Source organism: Leisingera sp. XS_AS12, from assembly GCF_041224635.1.
Lineage (GTDB): Bacteria > Pseudomonadota > Alphaproteobacteria > Rhodobacterales > Rhodobacteraceae > Leisingera.
In genome coordinates this window covers 198,321-215,510 of record NZ_JBGFGM010000128.1, presented here as the reverse complement: position 1 = coordinate 215,510, position 17,190 = coordinate 198,321, and the positions used below count along the sequence as shown (strand labels likewise).

The following is a 17,190-nucleotide window of genomic DNA, read 5'->3' as shown; positions in this document are numbered from 1 at the left end:
CTTTAACAGGCGGTGAAGCCTAAAATTTAAGTAGTGCCCTTTCTTTCACTATCTTTTTACTACAATCAACTTAAGAATCCGCACCTGGGAACGGACTTTTGGGAACAGAAACATGATTGACTGGCCGCGCGTAAGCGAGCTGCGCGAAGAAGTTGGCGCTGAAGATTTTGATGAAGTGGTTGAAATCTTTCTGGAGGAAGTGGAAGGCGTCATCAACAAACTGGCCGGGGGCGATCATGGCCAGCTGGAGCAGGACCTACACTTCCTGAAAGGCAGTGCGCTGAACCTGGGGTTCGAGGAATTTTCCGGCCTCTGCCTCGACGGAGAGCGCAAGGCGGCAGACGGCCAGGCGGGCAATGTCGACGTCGCCGCCATCATCGCCAGCTATCAGACCTCCAAATCCAGCTTTCTCAGCGGGTTGAACGAAAAGTTCTGACCCGCCGAGAGGCGCTCAGATCACGAACTGGGCCAGCGTCTCATCCCGGGTGATGTCCGTATACGTCATCCCGGCCGCATCCAGCCGTGCAAACAACTGCTCGAAATTCTCCGGTCTCTTGGTTTCGATCCCGATCAGAACCGAGCCGAAGTTGCGCGCCGACTTCTTCATGTATTCAAAGCGGGCAATGTCATCCTCCGGCCCCAGAATGCCAAGGAACTCTTTCAGCGCGCCGGGCCGCTGCGGCAACCGCAACAGGAAGTATTTCTTTACCCCGGAATAGCGCTGCGCACGTTCTTTCACCTCCGGCAGGCGTTCAAAATCGAAGTTGCCGCCAGACGTCACGCAGACCACGGTCTTGCCCCGGATCCACGAGCGCACATCCTGCAAGGCCTCGACCGAAAGCGCCCCGGCCGGCTCCAGCACGATGCCCTCGACGTTCAGCATCTCGATGATGGTGGCACAGATCCGGTCCTCTGCAACGCTCAACACATCCGGCAGCGGCACGTCCTTCAGGATGTCAAAGGGCTGTTCACCGATCCGCCCCACCGCGGCACCGTCGACGAAGGTGTCGACCCGCTCCAGCGGCACCGGCTTGCCCGCCTTCAGCGCCGCGCGCAGGCAGGCGCCGCCATCGGGCTCGACGAACAGGCTGTGCACCGCGTCGCCGAACCACGAATAGACCCCCGCTGACATGCCGCCGCCGCCCACCGGCAGGATCACGTGATCGGGCACCTCGCCCAGTTGTTCCTCGATCTCGACCGCGATCGACGCTTGGCCTTCGATCACATCGGCATCGTCGAAGGGGGACAGGAAGTGGCCACCTTCCTGCGCGCACCACTCCTGCGCGGCGGCCAGGCAGATGTCGAAATAGTCGCCGACGAGGTGGATCTCGATGTTGTCGCCGCCGAACATCCGGGTTTTCTGGATCTTTTGCTGCGGCGTCGTCACCGGCATGAAGATCACCCCGCGCTTGCCCATGTGGCGGCACATATAGGCCACACCCTGCGCATGGTTGCCGGCCGAGGCGCAGACGAACAGCTCCTGATCCGGCTGCTTGCGCATCGCATTCAGCGCGCCGCGGATCTTGTAGGAGCGCACCGGGCTCAGGTCTTCGCGCTTCAGGTAGATGTCGGCGCCGAAGCGCTCCGACAGGTGCACATTGCGTTGAAGCGGCGTGGGCGGGAACACATCGCGCATCGCCGCCTCGGCCTCTCTGGCCTGGGTCTTGAAATCGCTCATGAGCCATTCAGTGGCGCAAGCCCGCCCCCAAGGCAAGGGGCGGGGTTAAAGCATACATAAGAATACCGTCAAAGGCCGCGCCGGTCAGATCGGGCGCCCCTCCACGTAGTGGCCATAGAAGGTGGTGACGACGCTGACGTTGACCAGCGTTGCGACCAGCGTCGCCAGGATCATGAACAGGATGCCAAGCGGCGCAAACACCGCCATCGACAGATCGACAACCACTTGCAGCAGAACGTTGAACACCGCCAGAAGAACCACCAGCATCACGATTGTGGTGGTGGTGCCCCGCGTCTTGTCCCAGGCATCGCGCAACTTCAGCGGCTGTCCGATTGCCGCTGCCGGCAGAATGGGTGTCAGACGGTAGATCGCCACCGCCATAAACAAGCAAAACAGAATGGCGACCAGCACACTTACCGCTGCGCCGCTTTCGCCTAGGATTCCAGCGGCCAGCACTGCAGTGCCCGCGACCGGAATCAAGAATGCCATGCCAACAAGAAAGAGTAGCAGCGCATTGCCGACATAGGCCAGAATACGATCCGCGCGGAACGCTGGCAGCAGGCCGCTGGGGTATTCCTCCAGCAGCACAAAGCGGTGCCAGGACACAAACACCCAGACCTGCACCGCCATCATGACCAAAAACACCACCAGCAGCGTCAGGCCAAAGCCGCCTGCCGCAAACACCTGCGACAACGCCTGCTGATCGGCCATCAGCGTCAGCGGCAGCCCCGCGCTTGCCAGCATTGCGTACACTACCGCGAGCCCGATCAGCACTGGCCCGGCAGCGATCCGGACCGCGTAATTCAAATTCCGCATCACCATGCGCACCGAATGCGTAAAAATAGTCCAGCCTTTCATTACGGCCGTCTCCAAATGATTAATTTCTATCGTCCGCACCCTAGACGCAGCGCATGGGGTAGAAAACCCCGGACAACCTTGCTCTTTCAGCCAAAACCCGCTACGCCCCAGTCGTTCTGACCTGAGAGGGAATTCCATGTCCGCGCCCAAGAAAGTTGTGCTCGCCTATTCCGGCGGCCTCGACACCTCGATCATCCTCAAGTGGCTGCAAACCGAATACGGCTGCGAAGTTGTCACCTTCACCGCCGATCTCGGCCAGGGGGAAGAGCTGGAGCCCGCCCGCAAGAAAGCGGAAATGCTGGGCATCAAGCCGGAAAACATCTTCATCGAAGATGTGCGCGAGGAATTCGTCCGCGACTTCGTCTTCCCGATGTTCCGCGCCAATGCGGTTTACGAAGGTCTGTACCTGCTGGGCACCTCGATTGCCCGCCCGCTGATCTCCAAGCGCCTGGTCGAGATCGCCGAAGCCACCGGTGCCGATGCGGTCGCCCATGGCGCCACCGGCAAAGGCAACGACCAGGTCCGCTTCGAACTGGCGGCCTACGCGCTGAACCCCGACATCAAGGTCATCGCGCCCTGGCGCGAGTGGGACCTCACCTCGCGCACCAAGCTGCTGGAATTCGCCGAGGCGCATCAGATCCCGATCGCCAAGGACAAGCGCGGCGAGGCCCCCTTCTCGGTCGATGCCAACCTGCTGCATACCTCCTCGGAAGGCAAAGTTCTGGAAGACCCGGCGGAAATGGCGCCCGATTACGTTTACCAGCGCACCGTCCACCCCGAGGACGCACCCGACAAGCCGGAATTCATCGAGATCACTTTCGAGAAGGGTGATCCGGTCGCCATCAATGGCGAGGCAATGTCCCCGGCAACCATCCTGACCGAGCTCAATGAGTACGGCCGCAAGCACGGCATCGGCCGCCTGGATCTGGTTGAGGGCCGCTTTGTCGGCATGAAATCCCGTGGCATCTATGAAACCCCGGGCGGCACCATCCTGCTGGAAGCACACCGCGGCATCGAATCCATCACTATGGACCGTGGCGCGATGCACCTGAAAGACCAGCTGATGCCCCAGTACGCAGAGCTGATCTACAACGGCTTCTGGTACTCGCCCGAGCGCGAAATGCTGCAGGCCGCCATCGACGCCAGCCAGACCCATGTGTCCGGCACCGTGCGGGTAAAACTGTACAAAGGCTCTGCCAACACTGTTGGCCGCTGGTCCGAAAACTCGCTGTACTCCGAGGCCCATGTGACCTTTGAGGAAGACGCAGGCGCCTACGACCAGAAGGACGCGGCAGGCTTCATCCAGCTGAACGCGCTGCGCCTGAAACTGCTGGCCGCCCGCGAGCGCCGGATCAAGAAGTGAGCGAGTACGACGACATAGACGGCGATTTCGAGGATGATTTCGCGGAAGAGCTGGAGATGTTCGTCGAGGCTCAGGACACTGTCTGGTCAGATGTCCTGAGCGAACTTGCCGCCGGCAAAAAGACGAGCCACTGGATGTGGTTCGTCTTTCCCCAGCTGGCCGAACTGGGCAAATCCCACATGGCACAACTCTACGGGATCGAAGATCTCGCGGAGGCCAAGGCCTATCTCGACCACGACCTCCTGCGCGCGCGGCTTCAGGAAGTCTGTCAGCTGATGCTGGCCCACGCCGACAGTGATCCCGCTGCCATTCTCGGCGCGGTGGACGCGAAAAAGCTGCGCTCCTCCATGACGCTGTTTGCAGCCGTTCCCGATGCGCCGGGCGAGTGCAGCCAGGTTCTGGATGCATTTTATGGCGGCGCGCCCTGCCCGCTGACCCAAGACGCCCTTTCCGCAACGTAACCCTGCAACTACCGCTGGGTCAGGATTGAGCGGCGTATCAAGCCTGCCTAACCCTTGCTGCAGCCAAGGGAGGTACAGGGCATGGAAGAGATCGCAGCCGACATCCGCAAGAATCTGGACAACCGTCCCTTTGACGGCTCGCTGAAATTTGACTGCGGCGCTGACGGGGTGATTGTTCTCGCCGATGGTACCGCCAGCACCGAAGACCGCGACACCGATTGCACCCTGCGGCTCAGCCCGGAAAACCTGACCAAGCTTCTGACCGGCAAGCTGAACCCGGCCACCGCGGTGATGATGGGCAAGATCAAGCTGTCCGGCGACATGGGCGTGGCGCTGAAACTCAGCAAGCTGATCGGCTGATCCGACACCGGTCACTTGCGATCACCAATCGGTGACTCCCCCCGCCCGAGGCTTGAGCCCGCCGCCCCCCGCAGGCAGGCTGGCCGCAACCGGAGCTGGAGGCAAGAATGCGGTTTCTGAACCAGATAAAATCCGTGGCCCTGGTGGGCCTGATCGTGCTGGGCTGCGTGGCGCGGGCGCATCCCGTGCAGGCGCAGGAGACCCAGGTGCTGACCGTCGCCGGCGGCTGTTTCTGGTGCGTCGAAAGTGATTTTGAAACGGTGCGCGGCGTGACCGAGGCCGTGTCTGGCTATACCGGCGGCAGCACCAAGAACCCGACCTACAAATCCGTGACCGGTGGCAACACCGGCCATTACGAGGCGGTTCAGATTAGGTTTGATCCGTCGAAAGTCTCACGTCGACAGCTGCTGCAAATGTTCCTGCGTTCTGTCGATCCCACCGACGCGGGCGGCCAGTTCTGCGACCGCGGCGACAGCTACCGCACCGCTATATTCGTCTCTAACAAGGTTGAAAGGGCTTTGGCGCAGGAGGTGATCGCGCAGGCGCAGGCGGAACTGGGGCAAAAGATCGTCACCCCCGTTCTGGACAGCAGCCGGTTCTACCGGGCCGAAAACTATCATCAGGACTATTACAAGGGCGACAGCCTGGTGTTCACCCGCTTTGGCCCGAAACGGCAGGCTGCGGCCTACAAACGCTATCGCAAGGCCTGCGGGCGCGATCAACGGGTGCGCCAGCTGTGGGGCGACGCGGCCCCCTTTGCCGGTGGGTATTGAAGGCAAAACCACCCATGAGGTGAGGCCAATACTTTCAATTTTCCTACAGCCAGAAAAGTGCCGATCTGCGGCTCAGAACTGCGCGTCGGCAACTTCCTGACGGGTCGGGATCACATCCGCGGTACCGCGCCGCGTGACCATCAGCGCGCCGGCGCGCGCGGCCTCTGCCATGGCGTCGGCCATTGAAAGCCCCCGGTCCAGCGCCGACAGCACATAGCCGGTAAAGGTGTCGCCGGCGCCGGTTGTGTCAACCGCGGTGACCGGCAGGGCCGGCACATCCAGCACCGCGCCGCTGGCCCCGTCGATATGCCGCGCGCCCTTGGCGCCCAGCGTGATGATCACGTCGCGCACCCCCAGATCGGCCGGGGTCTTGCCGGTGGCCTGCCGCAGCTGTTCCGCCTCGACCTCGTTCAGGATCAGGAAGTCGAGATGGGGCAGCACCGCCTGCACCGCCGCCGCATCAAAAGGTGCTGCCGCATAGCAGACCCGCAGTCCTTTTGCATTGCCGCGTTCGGCCGCCTCGGCCTGCAGGTTGGTCTCGTTCTGCAAGACCAGGATGTCGCCGGGCGCCGCCTGGGCAAAGGCGCGGTCCAACTGCGCCATGGTCAGCTCCCGGTTGGCCCCGGGATAAAGAATGATCAGGTTCTCTCCGTCCCGGTCCACCGCGATGATGGCATGGCCAGTCGGCGTATCCAGCCGGGCGACATGCTCCACATCCACGCCATAGTCTGCCAGCCGCTCAACCGCCCAGACACCATCCGCCCCGACCGCGCCGATGTGCTTTACCTCGCTGCCGCCGCGGGTGGCGGCCACTGACATATTGGCCCCCTTGCCCCCCAGGAACTTCTGCAAGCCACCGGCGGCCAGGGTTTCCCCCGGCGCCGGCAGATGCGGCATGGCATAGACCATGTCCGCGTTGATCGATCCCAGGTTCAAGATGGCCATGCCCGATCACCCGATGTTGCAGGCGGCCAGAACCGCCATGTTCAGGATGTCATTTGCGGTCGAGGTCGTCGAGCAAATCTGAATCGGCTTGTCGATGCCTGACAGGATCGGACCGACCACCGTGGCACCGCCCATCTCCTGCATCAGCTTGACCGAGATCGAGGCCGAGTGCCGGGCCGGCACGATCAGGATGTTGGCAGGACCGGTCAGGCGCTGGAACGGGTAGGCCTCCTGCGCGGCGGCGTTCAGCGCCACATCCACGGTCATCTCGCCTTCATACTCGAAATCCACCCCGCGCTGATCCAGCACCGCAGGCGCACGGTGCATCTTCTCGGCCCGCTCCGACACCGGGTAGCCGAAGGTCGAGAAGCTGACGAAGGCAACCCGCGGTTCCAGACCCATGTGGCGGGCGACGCCGGCAGCCCGTTCAGCGATGTTGGCCAGGTCGTTCTCGTCCGGCCATTCATGCACCAGCGTGTCGCCGATCAGCACGATGCGGCCCTTGTGCAGCAGCGCGGTGACCCCGGCAGCGCCATGCGCGGCGTCGGCGTCAAAGACATGGTTGATGCGGTCCAGCACATGCGCCGACTTGCGGGTTGCCCCGGTCACCAGGCCATCGCCATGCCCATGCGCCAGCATCAGCGCCGAGAACACATGCCGGTCGCGGCCGACCAGGCGGTGAATGTCCTTGCGGTCGTGACCCCTGCGGTTCAGCCGGTCGTACAGGAAGTCCTTGTAGGTCTCAAAATGCTGCGTGTTGGCGGCGTTCACCACCTCCAGCTCACGCGCCGCATCACCCAGGCCGGCTTCCTCGAGTTTGGCCTTCACGTCGTCTGGCCGGCCGACAACCAGCGCCTTGCCGAAACCGGAGCGCTGGTACATCACCGCCGCGCGCAGCACCCGCGGGTCGTCGCCTTCGGCAAAGATCATCCGGGACTGGGCAGCCCGCGCCCGTGCGTTCAGGCCGCGCAGCACCGATTGCGTGGGGTCCATGCGGCCGCGCAGACCATGTTCATAGGCATCCATGTCCACGATCGGACGGCGCGCAGCGCCGGTGTCCATCCCCGCCTTGGCCACCGCCGGCGGGATGCGGTGGATCAGACGCGGGTCGAACGGCGTCGGGATGATGTAGTCACGCCCGAACGACAGCGACTTGCCATAGGCCAGCGCCACCTCATCCGGCACATCCTCACGCGCCAGCGCGGCCAGCGCATGGGCGCAGGCGATCTTCATTTCGTCATTGATGGCGCGGGCATGAATGTCGAGCGCGCCGCGGAACAGGTAGGGAAAGCCCAGCACGTTGTTGACCTGGTTCGGATAATCCGACCGGCCGGTGGCGACGATGGCATCGACGCGCACCTCGTGGGCTTCCTCCGGGGTGATTTCCGGATCCGGGTTGGCCATGGCAAAGATCACCGGGTTGTCGGCCATGGATCTCACCATTTCCTGCGTCACGGCCCCCTTGACCGACACCCCCAGGAAGACGTCCGCACCGCGCATTGCCTCTTCCAGCGTGCGCAGCTCGGTGGTGATGGCATGGGCCGATTTCCACTGGTTCATGCCCTCGGTGCGGCCCTGGTAGATCACGCCCTTGGTATCACAGACGATGCAGTTTTCGTGCCGCGCACCCATGGCCTTCAACAGCTCGATGCAGGCAATGCCGGCGGCACCCGCACCGTTCAGGACGATCTTCACATCCTCGATCTTCTTGCCCGACAGGTGCAGCGCATTGATCAGGCCGGCCGCACAGATCACCGCGGTGCCGTGCTGGTCGTCGTGAAACACCGGGATGTCCATCTCTTCCTTGAGACGCTGCTCGATGATGAAACATTCCGGCGCCTTGATGTCCTCAAGGTTGATGCCGCCAAAGGTCGGCCCCATCAGCTTGACGGCCTCGATGAATTTGTCCGGGTCCTCGGTATCCAGCTCGATGTCGATCGAGTTCACGTCGGCAAAGCGTTTGAACAGGACCGACTTGCCCTCCATCACCGGTTTGGAGCCGAGCGCGCCGAGGTTGCCCAGCCCCAGAACCGCGGTGCCGTTCGAGATCACCGCGACCAGATTGCCCTTGTTGGTATAGTCGTAGGCGGTCTCCGGGTTGGCCGCGATCGCTTCACAGGGAACTGCAACGCCAGGGCTGTAGGCCAGCGACAGGTCGCGCTGGGTGGTCATCGGGACGGTTGCGTTTATCTCCCATTTGCCGGGAGACGGTTCCAGGTGAAACGCCAGTGCTTCTGCGTCGGTGATCTTTGTTTTGGGCATTAGGTCCTAGTCCTCTTCGCAACGCCCTCGTCTTACCCCAGCGTCGGGCGCCTCTCAATCCGGGGTTTCAAGAATCTCTATCTTCGGAATTCAGATAAAAACAGCGAAACTCCTGTGAATTTTCCTGCTTTTTTGCCGCAGTTCCGTCTCTATCCACCGTCATTCGCCACCCTCCTTCCCGCGTCTGCGCGCCCGCACATCCGGGTTTTCCTCGGCCTGCCTGCATTGTAGAAGTCGGGCAAAGACGGACCGGGGGAATTTGCATGACCGTTACGCCCATGATGGCGCAGTATCTCGAAATCAAGGCAGCGCATTCGGATGCGTTGCTGTTCTATCGGATGGGCGATTTCTACGAGATGTTCTTTGACGATGCCATCAACGCCGCCGAGGCGCTGGACATCGCCCTGACCAAACGTGGCAAACACAACGGAGAGGACATCCCCATGTGCGGCGTGCCGGTCCACGCCGCCGAAGGTTACCTGCTGACGCTGATCCGCAAAGGGTTCCGGGTGGCGGTCGGGGAACAGCTGGAAAGCCCCGCAGAAGCCAAGAAACGCGGGTCTAAATCGGTCGTAAAGCGCGACGTGGTGCGATTGGTAACCCCGGGCACCCTGACCGAAGACTCTCTGCTGGAGGCCCGCAGCCACAATTTTCTGGTCGCCTATGCCGAGCTGCGCGAGGAAGCCGCGCTGGCTTGGGCGGATATTTCGACCGGCGCGTTTCACGTGATGCCGATCGCCCGCGTGCGCCTCTCCCCCGAGCTTGCACGACTGGCCCCGTCCGAGCTGCTGGTCGCCGACGGGCCTGCGCTGGATACGGTCCGCCCGCTGGCGAATGAATACAAGATCCCCCTCACTCCGCTGGGCAAGGCCAGCTTTGACAGCACCGCGGCCGAGAAGCGCATCTGCACGCTGTTCAACGTCAGCGCGCTGGATGGCTTCGGCACGTTTACCCGCGCCGAAGTGTCCGCGATGGGGGCCCTGATCGACTACCTGGAGATCACCCAGAAGGGCAAACTGCCGCTGCTGCAACCGCCGCAGCAGGAGGCGCAGGACCGGGTGGTGCAGATCGATGCAGCGACCCGTCGCAACCTTGAGTTGACGAAATCACTCTCCGGTGGCCGCGCCGGCTCGCTGCTGTCCGTGGTGGACCGCACCGTCACCCCCGGTGGCGCCAGACTGCTGGAGCAACGGCTTTCCAGCCCCTCGCGCAACCAGGATGTCATCCACCGACGCCTGTCCGCATTGGACCACGTGGTGGAGCACAGCCAGCTGGCCCAGGATCTCCGCGATGCATTGCGCAAGACCCCTGACCTGGATCGTGCCCTGTCGCGACTGGCACTGGAACGTGGCGGTCCCCGCGACCTTGCCGCCATCCGCAACGGGCTCGCGCAGGCGGAACAGATCGTCGATCGCTGCAGGGACCAGGACCTGCCACAGCTGATGAGCGCGGCGATTGCCGACCTGCAAGGGTTTGATGATCTGCTCTCCCTTCTGGACGCCGCCCTGATCGCCGACCCGCCGCTGCTGGCGCGCGATGGCGGCTTCATCGCCGCAGGATATGATCCGGAGCTGGACGAGGCTCGCACCCTGCGCGACGAAGGGCGGGGCGTCATCGCGGCGATGCAGCAGAAATATGCCGAACAGGCCGGCGTTGCCTCGCTGAAGATCAAGCACAACAACGTGCTGGGCTATTTCATCGAAACCACCGCGACCCACGCGGACAAGATGATGTCGCCGCCGCTGAACGAGACCTTCATCCACCGCCAGACGACCGCCAACCAGGTGCGCTTCACCACCGTGGAGCTGAGCGAGATCGAGACCCGCATCCTGAACGCGGGCAACCTGGCGCTGGAAATCGAAAAGCGGCTCTACAAAAGGCTGACAGACGCAATTCTGGCGTCAGCCCCGCAGTTGAATACCGCCGCCCGCGCCCTTGCCGAACTGGATCTTCTGACCGCGCTGGCCGATCTGGCCCGCGGCGAAGGCTGGACCCGCCCGCAGGTCGACAACAGCCGCGCGTTCCACGTGGAAGGCGGACGTCACCCGGTGGTCGAACAGGCCCTGCGCCAGCAGGGCGGCGAGACCTTCGTCGCCAACGACTGTGATCTCAGCGCCGATGACGGGGCCGCGGTCTGGTTGCTGACCGGCCCGAACATGGCGGGTAAATCGACCTTCCTGCGGCAGAACGCGCTGATTGCCCTGCTCGCGCAGATGGGCAGCTACGTGCCGGCGGAGCGCGCGCATATCGGCATCGTCAGCCAGCTGTTCAGTCGCGTCGGCGCCTCGGACGACCTCGCGCGGGGGCGCTCCACCTTCATGGTGGAGATGGTCGAAACCGCCGCAATCCTGAACCAGGCCGACGATCGGGCGTTGGTGATCCTCGATGAAATCGGCCGCGGCACCGCGACCTATGACGGCTTGTCGATCGCCTGGGCGACCCTGGAACACCTGCATGAGGTGAACCGGTCCCGCGCCCTGTTCGCCACCCATTACCACGAATTGACCCAACTCGCTGCCAAGCTGGAGGGCGTCGACAACGCCACCGTTGCGGTCAAGGAGTGGGAAGGAGAGGTCATCTTCCTGCACGAGGTCCGCAAGGGGGCAGCCGATCGCTCCTATGGCGTGCAGGTGGCGCAGTTGGCCGGGCTGCCGGCCTCGGTCGTTGCGCGCGCCCGCGACGTGCTGGACATGCTGGAAAAAGGCAGCCGGGAAGGTGGCGGCAAGGTGCAGATCGACGACCTGCCGCTGTTTGCCGCCGCGCCACCACCACAGCCCAAGCCAAGCGCTGCGCCGTCGCCGGTGCTGGAACTCCTGGACGGCATCCACCCGGACGACCTGTCCCCGCGTGAAGCACTGGAAGCGCTCTACAAGCTCAAGGAAGCCGCCAGGTAAAACAAAAGCGGCCCCCTCGGGGACCGCTTCTTCATCTTTCCCAAAATACTCCCGCCGGAGGCGCAGGCCCGCCAGGGCCTCAACGCCTGCCGGGGAGGGATCAGCTGTCCGGTGTCGACGACACCCCGACCTGCGCGGCGCGCAGCAGCCGGTCGTGCAACATGAAACCTTCGGCGGAAACCTGGATGATCTCCCCCGCCTTGGTCCCCGGCACCGGAGCCTCGAACATCGCTTCATGCAGCTGCGGGTCGAACTTGTCGCCGACCTCCGGCGAAACGATGCGGATGCCGTGCTTTTCAAACACGCCCAGCAACGAGCGCATCGTCAGTTCGACACCTTCGATCAGCGCAGCAGCCACTTCGCGCTGCTCGTCGGTCGCCGATTCAATGGCCCGTTTCATGTTGTCGTAGACAGGCAGCATATCGCGGGCCAGTTTCGAGCCACCGTAATTCTCCGCTTCACGGCGTGCCTTGTCGCCACGCTTGCGAGCATTTTCGGCATCTGCCAAGGCTCGCATGAACCGGTCTTTCAGCTCATCCCGCTCTGCCCGGAGCGCGTCGATTTCCAGCGAGGCGTCATCAAACTCCTCCGTTTGCGCCGCCATCTCCTCCGCCTCGGCGGCGGCGATGTCATCCAGAAAGTCTTCGTCCTTGAGCTCTGCCATGTTTCACCTCTAACTCCGGTCGGACAACAGCTTGCCGACCAGTTGTGCCGTGTAGTCCACGATCGGCACAATCCGTCCGTAATTCAGGCGCGTCGGGCCAATGACACCCACCGCACCGATGATCTTTCGATCCGCGTTCATATAGGGAGACACCACCAAAGAGGAACCCGAAAGTGAGAAAAGTTTGTTCTCCGAGCCGATAAAAATGCGTACACCCTCACCGTCCTCGGTCAGTTCCAGGAATTCGGCAATGTCCCGCTTACGTTCCAGATCGTCGAACAGGGTCCGAATGCGCTCCAACTCCTCGGCCGCACCGGTGTCAGCCAGAAGATTCGACCGGCCGCGCACGATCAGCCGCGCACGGTCGCTGCCGTCATCCTCCCAGGCGGCCAGGCCGCTTTCGATCATCTCATGCGCAAGGCTGTCGATCTCCTGCCGCCGGGCCGAGATCTCGCGCTGAATCTGGCGCTGGACGTCGCTCAGCGTGCGCCCCTCGATCAACGAGTTCAGGAAATTCGCGGCCTCCCTCATCGAGCTGGGGGTCTGGCCCGGTGGTGGCTTGAACAGGCGATTTTCCACGTGACCATCGGAAAACACCAGCACCACCAAGGCCCGATCATGGGCCAGGGACACGAATTCGATGTGGCGAATCTCCGCCTCATGCTTGGGCGTCAGAACCAGCGAGGCGCCTCGGGTCACCCCGGACAGGGCCGCCCCGACACGATCCAGCATGCTGCCAACATCGCCGGCGTTGCGCCCCAACGTGGCATCGATCTTTTCGCGATCGTCGACCGCAAGGTCCTCGACCTCCAACAACCCGTCGACAAACATCCGCAGGCCCAGCTGCGTCGGCACCCGGCCGGCGCTGACATGCGGGCTGTCCAGCAGACCCATGAACTCCAGATCCTGCATCACGTTTCGGATTGTTGCGGCGCTGACCTTCTCGCTCAGCGATCGGCTCAGCGTGCGGCTTCCCACCGGGTCGCCGCTCTCCAGATACGTCTCGACCACCGTCCGGAACACCTCCCGGGAACGGTCGTTCAGATCCTCCAGAATGTTGTTCGGCTCACTCATCGGTCTTCCTGCGCTAAATCCGTTCTAAACATAGGAACCCGGTATCGGAATGTCATTAAAGAGCAGATGTCCAAAAGGTCAATCGGGCTTGCATCGCCGTTGGTCAGAGCGCTATCCCCAAGCCAACAGAAAAAGGAAATGACATGCGACCCTCTGGAAGAAACCTGAATGAGATGCGCCCGGTTTCGATCGAGACCGGCTTTACCAAACACGCAGAGGGCTCATGCCTGATCAAGGTAGGCGACACCCACGTGCTGTGCACCGCCACCATCGAAGACCGCGTGCCTCCCTTCATCAAGGGCACGGGCCTCGGCTGGGTCACCGCCGAATACGGCATGCTGCCCCGCGCCACCAACACCCGCATGCGCCGCGAGGCGGCCTCGGGCAAACAGGGCGGTCGCACCGTCGAGATCCAGCGCCTGATCGGCCGCGCCCTGCGCGCCGGCGTCGATCGTGTTGCCTTGGGCGAGCGCCAGATCACCGTCGACTGTGACGTGCTGCAGGCCGACGGCGGCACCCGCTGCGCCTCGATCACCGGCGGCTGGGTGGCGCTGCGCCTGGCGGTGAACAAGCTGATGAAGGCCGGCGACGTCAAGATCGACCCGCTGCTGGACCCGGTCTCGGCCGTTTCCTGCGGCATCTACGCCGGCCAGCCGGTGCTGGATCTGGACTACCCCGAGGACTCCGAGGCCGGCGTCGACGGCAACTTCATCATGACCGGCTCCGGCAAGTTGATCGAAGTGCAGATGTCCGCCGAAGGCGCGCTGTTCTCCCGCGACCAGATGAACGAGCTGATGGACCTGGCCGCCAAGGGCACCGCCGAGCTGGCCGAGATGCAGAAGGCTGCCTGCGCATGACCCGCAAACTGGAAGGCGGCAAGCTGCTTGTCGCCACCCACAACAAGGGCAAGCTGGCCGAGATCACCGAGATCCTGGCGCCTTACGGCGTCAACGTCATTGGCGCCGCGGAAATGGATCTGCCGGAACCCGAGGAAACCGAGGACACCTTTGTCGGCAACGCCCGGATCAAGGCCCACGCGGCGGCGCAGGCCACCGGCCTCCCTGCCCTGTCGGACGATTCCGGCATCACCATCGACGCGCTGAATGGCGCGCCCGGCGTCTATACCGCCGATTGGGCCGAAACCCCGAATGGTCGCAATTTCATGCAGGCGATGACCCGCGCCAATGACGAGCTGAACGCCGTCGGCGCCGAGGCACCGCGCACCGCACAGTTCCGCTGCACGCTGGTGATCGCCTGGCCAGACGGCCACGACGAGGTGTTCGAGGGCGTCATGCCCGGCCAGCTGATCTGGCCCATCCGGGGCGAACATGGCTTTGGTTACGATCCGATGTTCATGCCTGATGGGCACGATCGCACCTGCGCGGAAATGGATCCGGCCGAAAAGCACAGGATCAGCCATCGCGGCAAGGCTCTGGCAAAGTTCGTGGAGGGCTGTTTCAGTGGATGACTGGCGCAACGGGGGCTTTGGCCTCTACGTGCATTGGCCCTTTTGCCAAGCCAAATGCCCCTATTGCGACTTCAACAGCCATGTCTCTGCCAATATAGACCAGAAAGCATGGGCTAGAGCCTATTTGGCAGAACTCGACAGACTCTCGGAACAGCTTTCCGGCCGGGTCCTGAACTCGATCTTTTTCGGCGGCGGCACCCCGTCGCTGATGCAGCCAGACACCGTTGCGGTGATCATCGAACGCGCACGTGAAATCTGGCCTTTTGCCAATGATATAGAGATCTCTCTTGAAGCAAATCCAGGCTCTGTCGAGGCTGGACGCTTTGCCGGGTATCGCGACGCCGGCGTGAATAGGGTCTCGATGGGAATTCAGGCTCTGAACGACACGGATCTGCGCCGTCTTGGTCGCATCCACAGCGTCGACGAAGCCCGTGCCGCTTTCGATATCGCCCGCAACTGTTTCGACCGCGTCAGCTTTGATCTGATCTATGCGCGACAGGGTCAAACCCTTGCCGCCTGGCAGGCAGAACTGCACGAGGCGCTGTCGATGGCGATCGACCACTTGTCGCTGTATCAACTCACGATCGAGGATGGCACCGCCTTTGGCGACCGCTATGCCCGCGGCAAGTTGCGCGACCTTCCCGCCGATGACACCGCCGCGGACATGTACCACGCCACGCAGGAGATCTGCGCCCAATACGGCATGCACGGCTACGAGATTTCCAACCACGCCAAGCCCGGCGCGGAATCCCGACACAACCAGATCTACTGGCGCTATGGCGACTATGCGGGCATCGGCCCCGGCGCGCATGGGCGGCTGACATTGAATGGCGTCCGCCACGCTACCGAAACCCATCTCGCTCCGGGCGCCTGGTTGCAGGCTGTTGCCGCCGGCAATGGGGAATCCCTCAGCGACGCCCTGTCCAATCAAGATGCTGCAGCCGAATACCTGATGATGGGGATGCGCCTCACCGAAGGTCTGGATATGGCACGATATGCCCAACTATCGGGTCAGGAATTGCCCCAGGATCGACTGAAAGACCTTGTAGAGCTGGGCATGGTGACTATCTCAGACAACAGGCTTTGCGCGACCCTGCGGGGCCGTGCCCTATTAAACGCGGTTCTCCGCGAACTCCTGGTGGATTAGAAACATGCGCCTTGTCTATGCCGGCCTTGGACTCCTCAGCGTTGCCCTGGCCGTCATCGGCGTGGTGCTTCCCCTGCTCCCCACCGTCCCCTTCCTGCTGCTCGCAGCCTTCTGCTTTGCCAATTCGTCGGAGCGTTTGCATGGCTGGCTGTTGGACCACACGGTGTTCGGCCCGATGATCATTGACTGGCAGGAGCACGGCGCCATCCGGCCAGCCGCAAAAAAGGCGGCAACCGTGTCGATTGCCGCCGTTTTTCTGATTTCCATCGCACTGCAGGCGCCAGGCTATGTGATCGGGATCCAAGCCGTGGTTCTTACGGCCGTCCTGATCTTTATCTGGTCCCGGCCTAGCGGCTGAGGATATTGCAGAGCTCGTCGAGCTGGTCCAGGGTTTCGTAGCTGATCGTCACCGACCCCGCTTCTCCGCCCGGCTTGTGATCGATGGAGACCTTCATTTTCAGAACCGCAGACAGATCCCCTTCCAGAGCCCGCGTATCTGCGTCCTTTTCCTCGGACTTTTTCGACTTGCGGGCTGGCTTGATGCTCCCGCCTGCGGCAGCCTTCTTGACCAGCGCTTCGGTGGCGCGTACGGACAGCCCACCTTTGACGATCTTCGCCGCAAGCTCCGATGCGTTGTCCGAGGTGATCAGCGCCCGAGCGTGGCCAGCCGACAGCTTTCGCTCCTGCACAAGCTGCTGCACGTCCTCAGGCAAATGCAGAAGCCGGACCAGATTGGCGATATGGCTGCGGCTTTTTCCGAGTGCTTCCGCCATCTTTTCCTGGGTGTGGCCGAACTTGTCCATGAGCTGCTTGTAGCTCTGCGCCTCTTCCATGGCGTTGAGGTCTGAGCGTTGGATGTTTTCGATGATGGCCACTTCCATCATCTCAAGATCCGAGTAGTCCCGAATCAGGACCGGTACTTCGTGCAGCTGCGCTGCCTGTGATGCGCGCCAGCGCCGTTCACCTGCAACGATCTCGTATTTGCCATCGGATGTCGGCCGCACGATGAGCGGCTGCAAAACACCCTTTTCCTTGATCGATGCCGTCAGATCATCAAGATCTTCCTGCAGGAACTGCCGACGCGGCTGGTTCGGGTTGGCAACGATTTTCTCGATGGGAACCAGGATCTCTGCGTTGCGCGGAGCTTCCGCCTGGGTGCTCACCGGCTCGGGGTTCACATCCGCCATCAAGGCTGACAATCCTCGGCCCAGACCACGCGGTTTTGCCTTTTTATCTGCCATTG

Annotated in this window: 17 protein-coding genes; 10 read left to right on the top strand and 7 right to left on the bottom strand. The window is 62.6% G+C overall.

All coding sequences use genetic code 11. The features are described from left to right. Window positions 1-112 precede the first annotated feature (112 nt). Window positions 113-436 (top strand): Hpt domain-containing protein, encoded by a 324-nt coding sequence (locus AB9K35_RS23045; protein ID WP_222454397.1) that lies wholly within the window; start codon window positions 113-115, stop codon window positions 434-436. 15 nt (window positions 437-451) lie between these two features. Here the strand turns inward: AB9K35_RS23045 and ilvA are convergent, their stop codons facing one another. Both ilvA and AB9K35_RS23035 read right to left on the bottom strand, forming a co-directional pair. After that, window positions 452-1,678 (bottom strand): threonine ammonia-lyase IlvA, encoded by a 1,227-nt coding sequence (ilvA, locus tag AB9K35_RS23040; RefSeq protein WP_222454396.1) that lies wholly within the window; start codon window positions 1,676-1,678, stop codon window positions 452-454. A gap of 84 nt (window positions 1,679-1,762) precedes the next feature. Beyond that, window positions 1,763-2,575, bottom strand: a complete 813-nt coding sequence (locus AB9K35_RS23035) for a hypothetical protein (RefSeq protein WP_369929765.1) — start codon at window positions 2,573-2,575, stop codon at window positions 1,763-1,765. Window positions 2,576-2,672: 97 nt separating this feature from the next. On the opposite strand from AB9K35_RS23035, the gene AB9K35_RS23030 reads away from it, so the two are divergent. From AB9K35_RS23030 to msrA, 4 genes are all read left to right on the top strand, one after another. Next, a complete protein-coding gene (locus AB9K35_RS23030) occupies window positions 2,673-3,899 on the top strand; it encodes an argininosuccinate synthase (RefSeq protein ID WP_369929763.1) in 1,227 nt (408 codons plus the stop codon). Beyond that, window positions 3,896-4,360, top strand: coding sequence for a DUF1810 domain-containing protein (locus AB9K35_RS23025; RefSeq protein WP_369929761.1), 465 nt, complete (start codon window positions 3,896-3,898; stop codon window positions 4,358-4,360). The genes AB9K35_RS23030 and AB9K35_RS23025 overlap by 4 nt, the downstream gene beginning before the upstream one ends. Window positions 4,361-4,441: 81 nt before the next feature. Further along, a complete protein-coding gene (locus AB9K35_RS23020) occupies window positions 4,442-4,720 on the top strand; it encodes an SCP2 sterol-binding domain-containing protein (RefSeq protein ID WP_369929759.1) in 279 nt (92 codons plus the stop codon). A 107-nt stretch (window positions 4,721-4,827) separates the two neighbouring features. Next, window positions 4,828-5,493 carry a peptide-methionine (S)-S-oxide reductase MsrA gene (gene msrA / locus AB9K35_RS23015; RefSeq protein ID WP_369929757.1) on the top strand — a complete coding sequence of 222 codons (666 nt, stop codon included), beginning with the start codon at window positions 4,828-4,830 and terminating at the stop codon, window positions 5,491-5,493. A 72-nt stretch (window positions 5,494-5,565) separates the two neighbouring features. On the opposite strand, the gene AB9K35_RS23010 is transcribed toward msrA, so the two are convergent. Further along, window positions 5,566-6,438: a ribokinase gene (locus AB9K35_RS23010; protein ID WP_369929756.1), complete on the bottom strand. Its 873-nt coding sequence runs from the start codon at window positions 6,436-6,438 to the stop codon at window positions 5,566-5,568. 6 nt (window positions 6,439-6,444) lie between these two features. After that, entirely contained in the window at window positions 6,445-8,700 is a 2,256-nt protein-coding gene (locus AB9K35_RS23005; RefSeq protein ID WP_369929754.1) for an NADP-dependent malic enzyme, read from the bottom strand. Between the two features lie 263 nt (window positions 8,701-8,963). Between AB9K35_RS23005 and mutS the strand changes: the two genes are divergently transcribed. Continuing rightward, window positions 8,964-11,594 (top strand): DNA mismatch repair protein MutS, encoded by a 2,631-nt coding sequence (gene mutS, locus AB9K35_RS23000; protein ID WP_369929752.1) that lies wholly within the window; start codon window positions 8,964-8,966, stop codon window positions 11,592-11,594. Window positions 11,595-11,694: 100 nt separating this feature from the next. Here the strand turns inward: mutS and AB9K35_RS22995 are convergent, their stop codons facing one another. Together AB9K35_RS22995 and hrcA are read right to left on the bottom strand one after the other, a co-directional pair. After that, window positions 11,695-12,258, bottom strand: a complete 564-nt coding sequence (locus AB9K35_RS22995) for a nucleotide exchange factor GrpE (protein ID WP_222454387.1) — start codon at window positions 12,256-12,258, stop codon at window positions 11,695-11,697. Window positions 12,259-12,267: 9 nt separating this feature from the next. Beyond that, window positions 12,268-13,332: a heat-inducible transcriptional repressor HrcA gene (hrcA, locus tag AB9K35_RS22990; RefSeq protein ID WP_222454386.1), complete on the bottom strand. Its 1,065-nt coding sequence runs from the start codon at window positions 13,330-13,332 to the stop codon at window positions 12,268-12,270. Between the two features lie 143 nt (window positions 13,333-13,475). On the opposite strand from hrcA, the gene rph reads away from it, so the two are divergent. Genes rph through AB9K35_RS22970 form a run of 4 tightly spaced genes read left to right on the top strand, consistent with a single transcriptional unit; the run spans window position 13,476 to window position 16,305 of the window. Further along, window positions 13,476-14,189 (top strand): ribonuclease PH, encoded by a 714-nt coding sequence (gene rph / locus AB9K35_RS22985; RefSeq protein WP_222454385.1) that lies wholly within the window; start codon window positions 13,476-13,478, stop codon window positions 14,187-14,189. Beyond that, a complete protein-coding gene (gene rdgB, locus AB9K35_RS22980; protein ID WP_369929749.1) occupies window positions 14,186-14,800 on the top strand; it encodes an RdgB/HAM1 family non-canonical purine NTP pyrophosphatase in 615 nt (204 codons plus the stop codon). Before rph ends, rdgB begins: the two co-directional genes overlap by 4 nt. Further along, entirely contained in the window at window positions 14,793-15,947 is a 1,155-nt protein-coding gene (gene hemW / locus AB9K35_RS22975; RefSeq protein WP_369929747.1) for a radical SAM family heme chaperone HemW, read from the top strand. The genes rdgB and hemW overlap by 8 nt, the downstream gene beginning before the upstream one ends. A 4-nt stretch (window positions 15,948-15,951) precedes the next feature. After that, window positions 15,952-16,305 carry a YbaN family protein gene (locus AB9K35_RS22970; RefSeq protein WP_369929745.1) on the top strand — a complete coding sequence of 118 codons (354 nt, stop codon included), beginning with the start codon at window positions 15,952-15,954 and terminating at the stop codon, window positions 16,303-16,305. Here AB9K35_RS22970 and AB9K35_RS22965 read toward each other — a convergent pair. Then, entirely contained in the window at window positions 16,295-17,188 is an 894-nt protein-coding gene (locus AB9K35_RS22965) for a ParB/RepB/Spo0J family partition protein (protein ID WP_369929744.1), read from the bottom strand. The genes AB9K35_RS22970 and AB9K35_RS22965 overlap by 11 nt on opposite strands. Window positions 17,189-17,190: the final 2 nt, after the last annotated feature.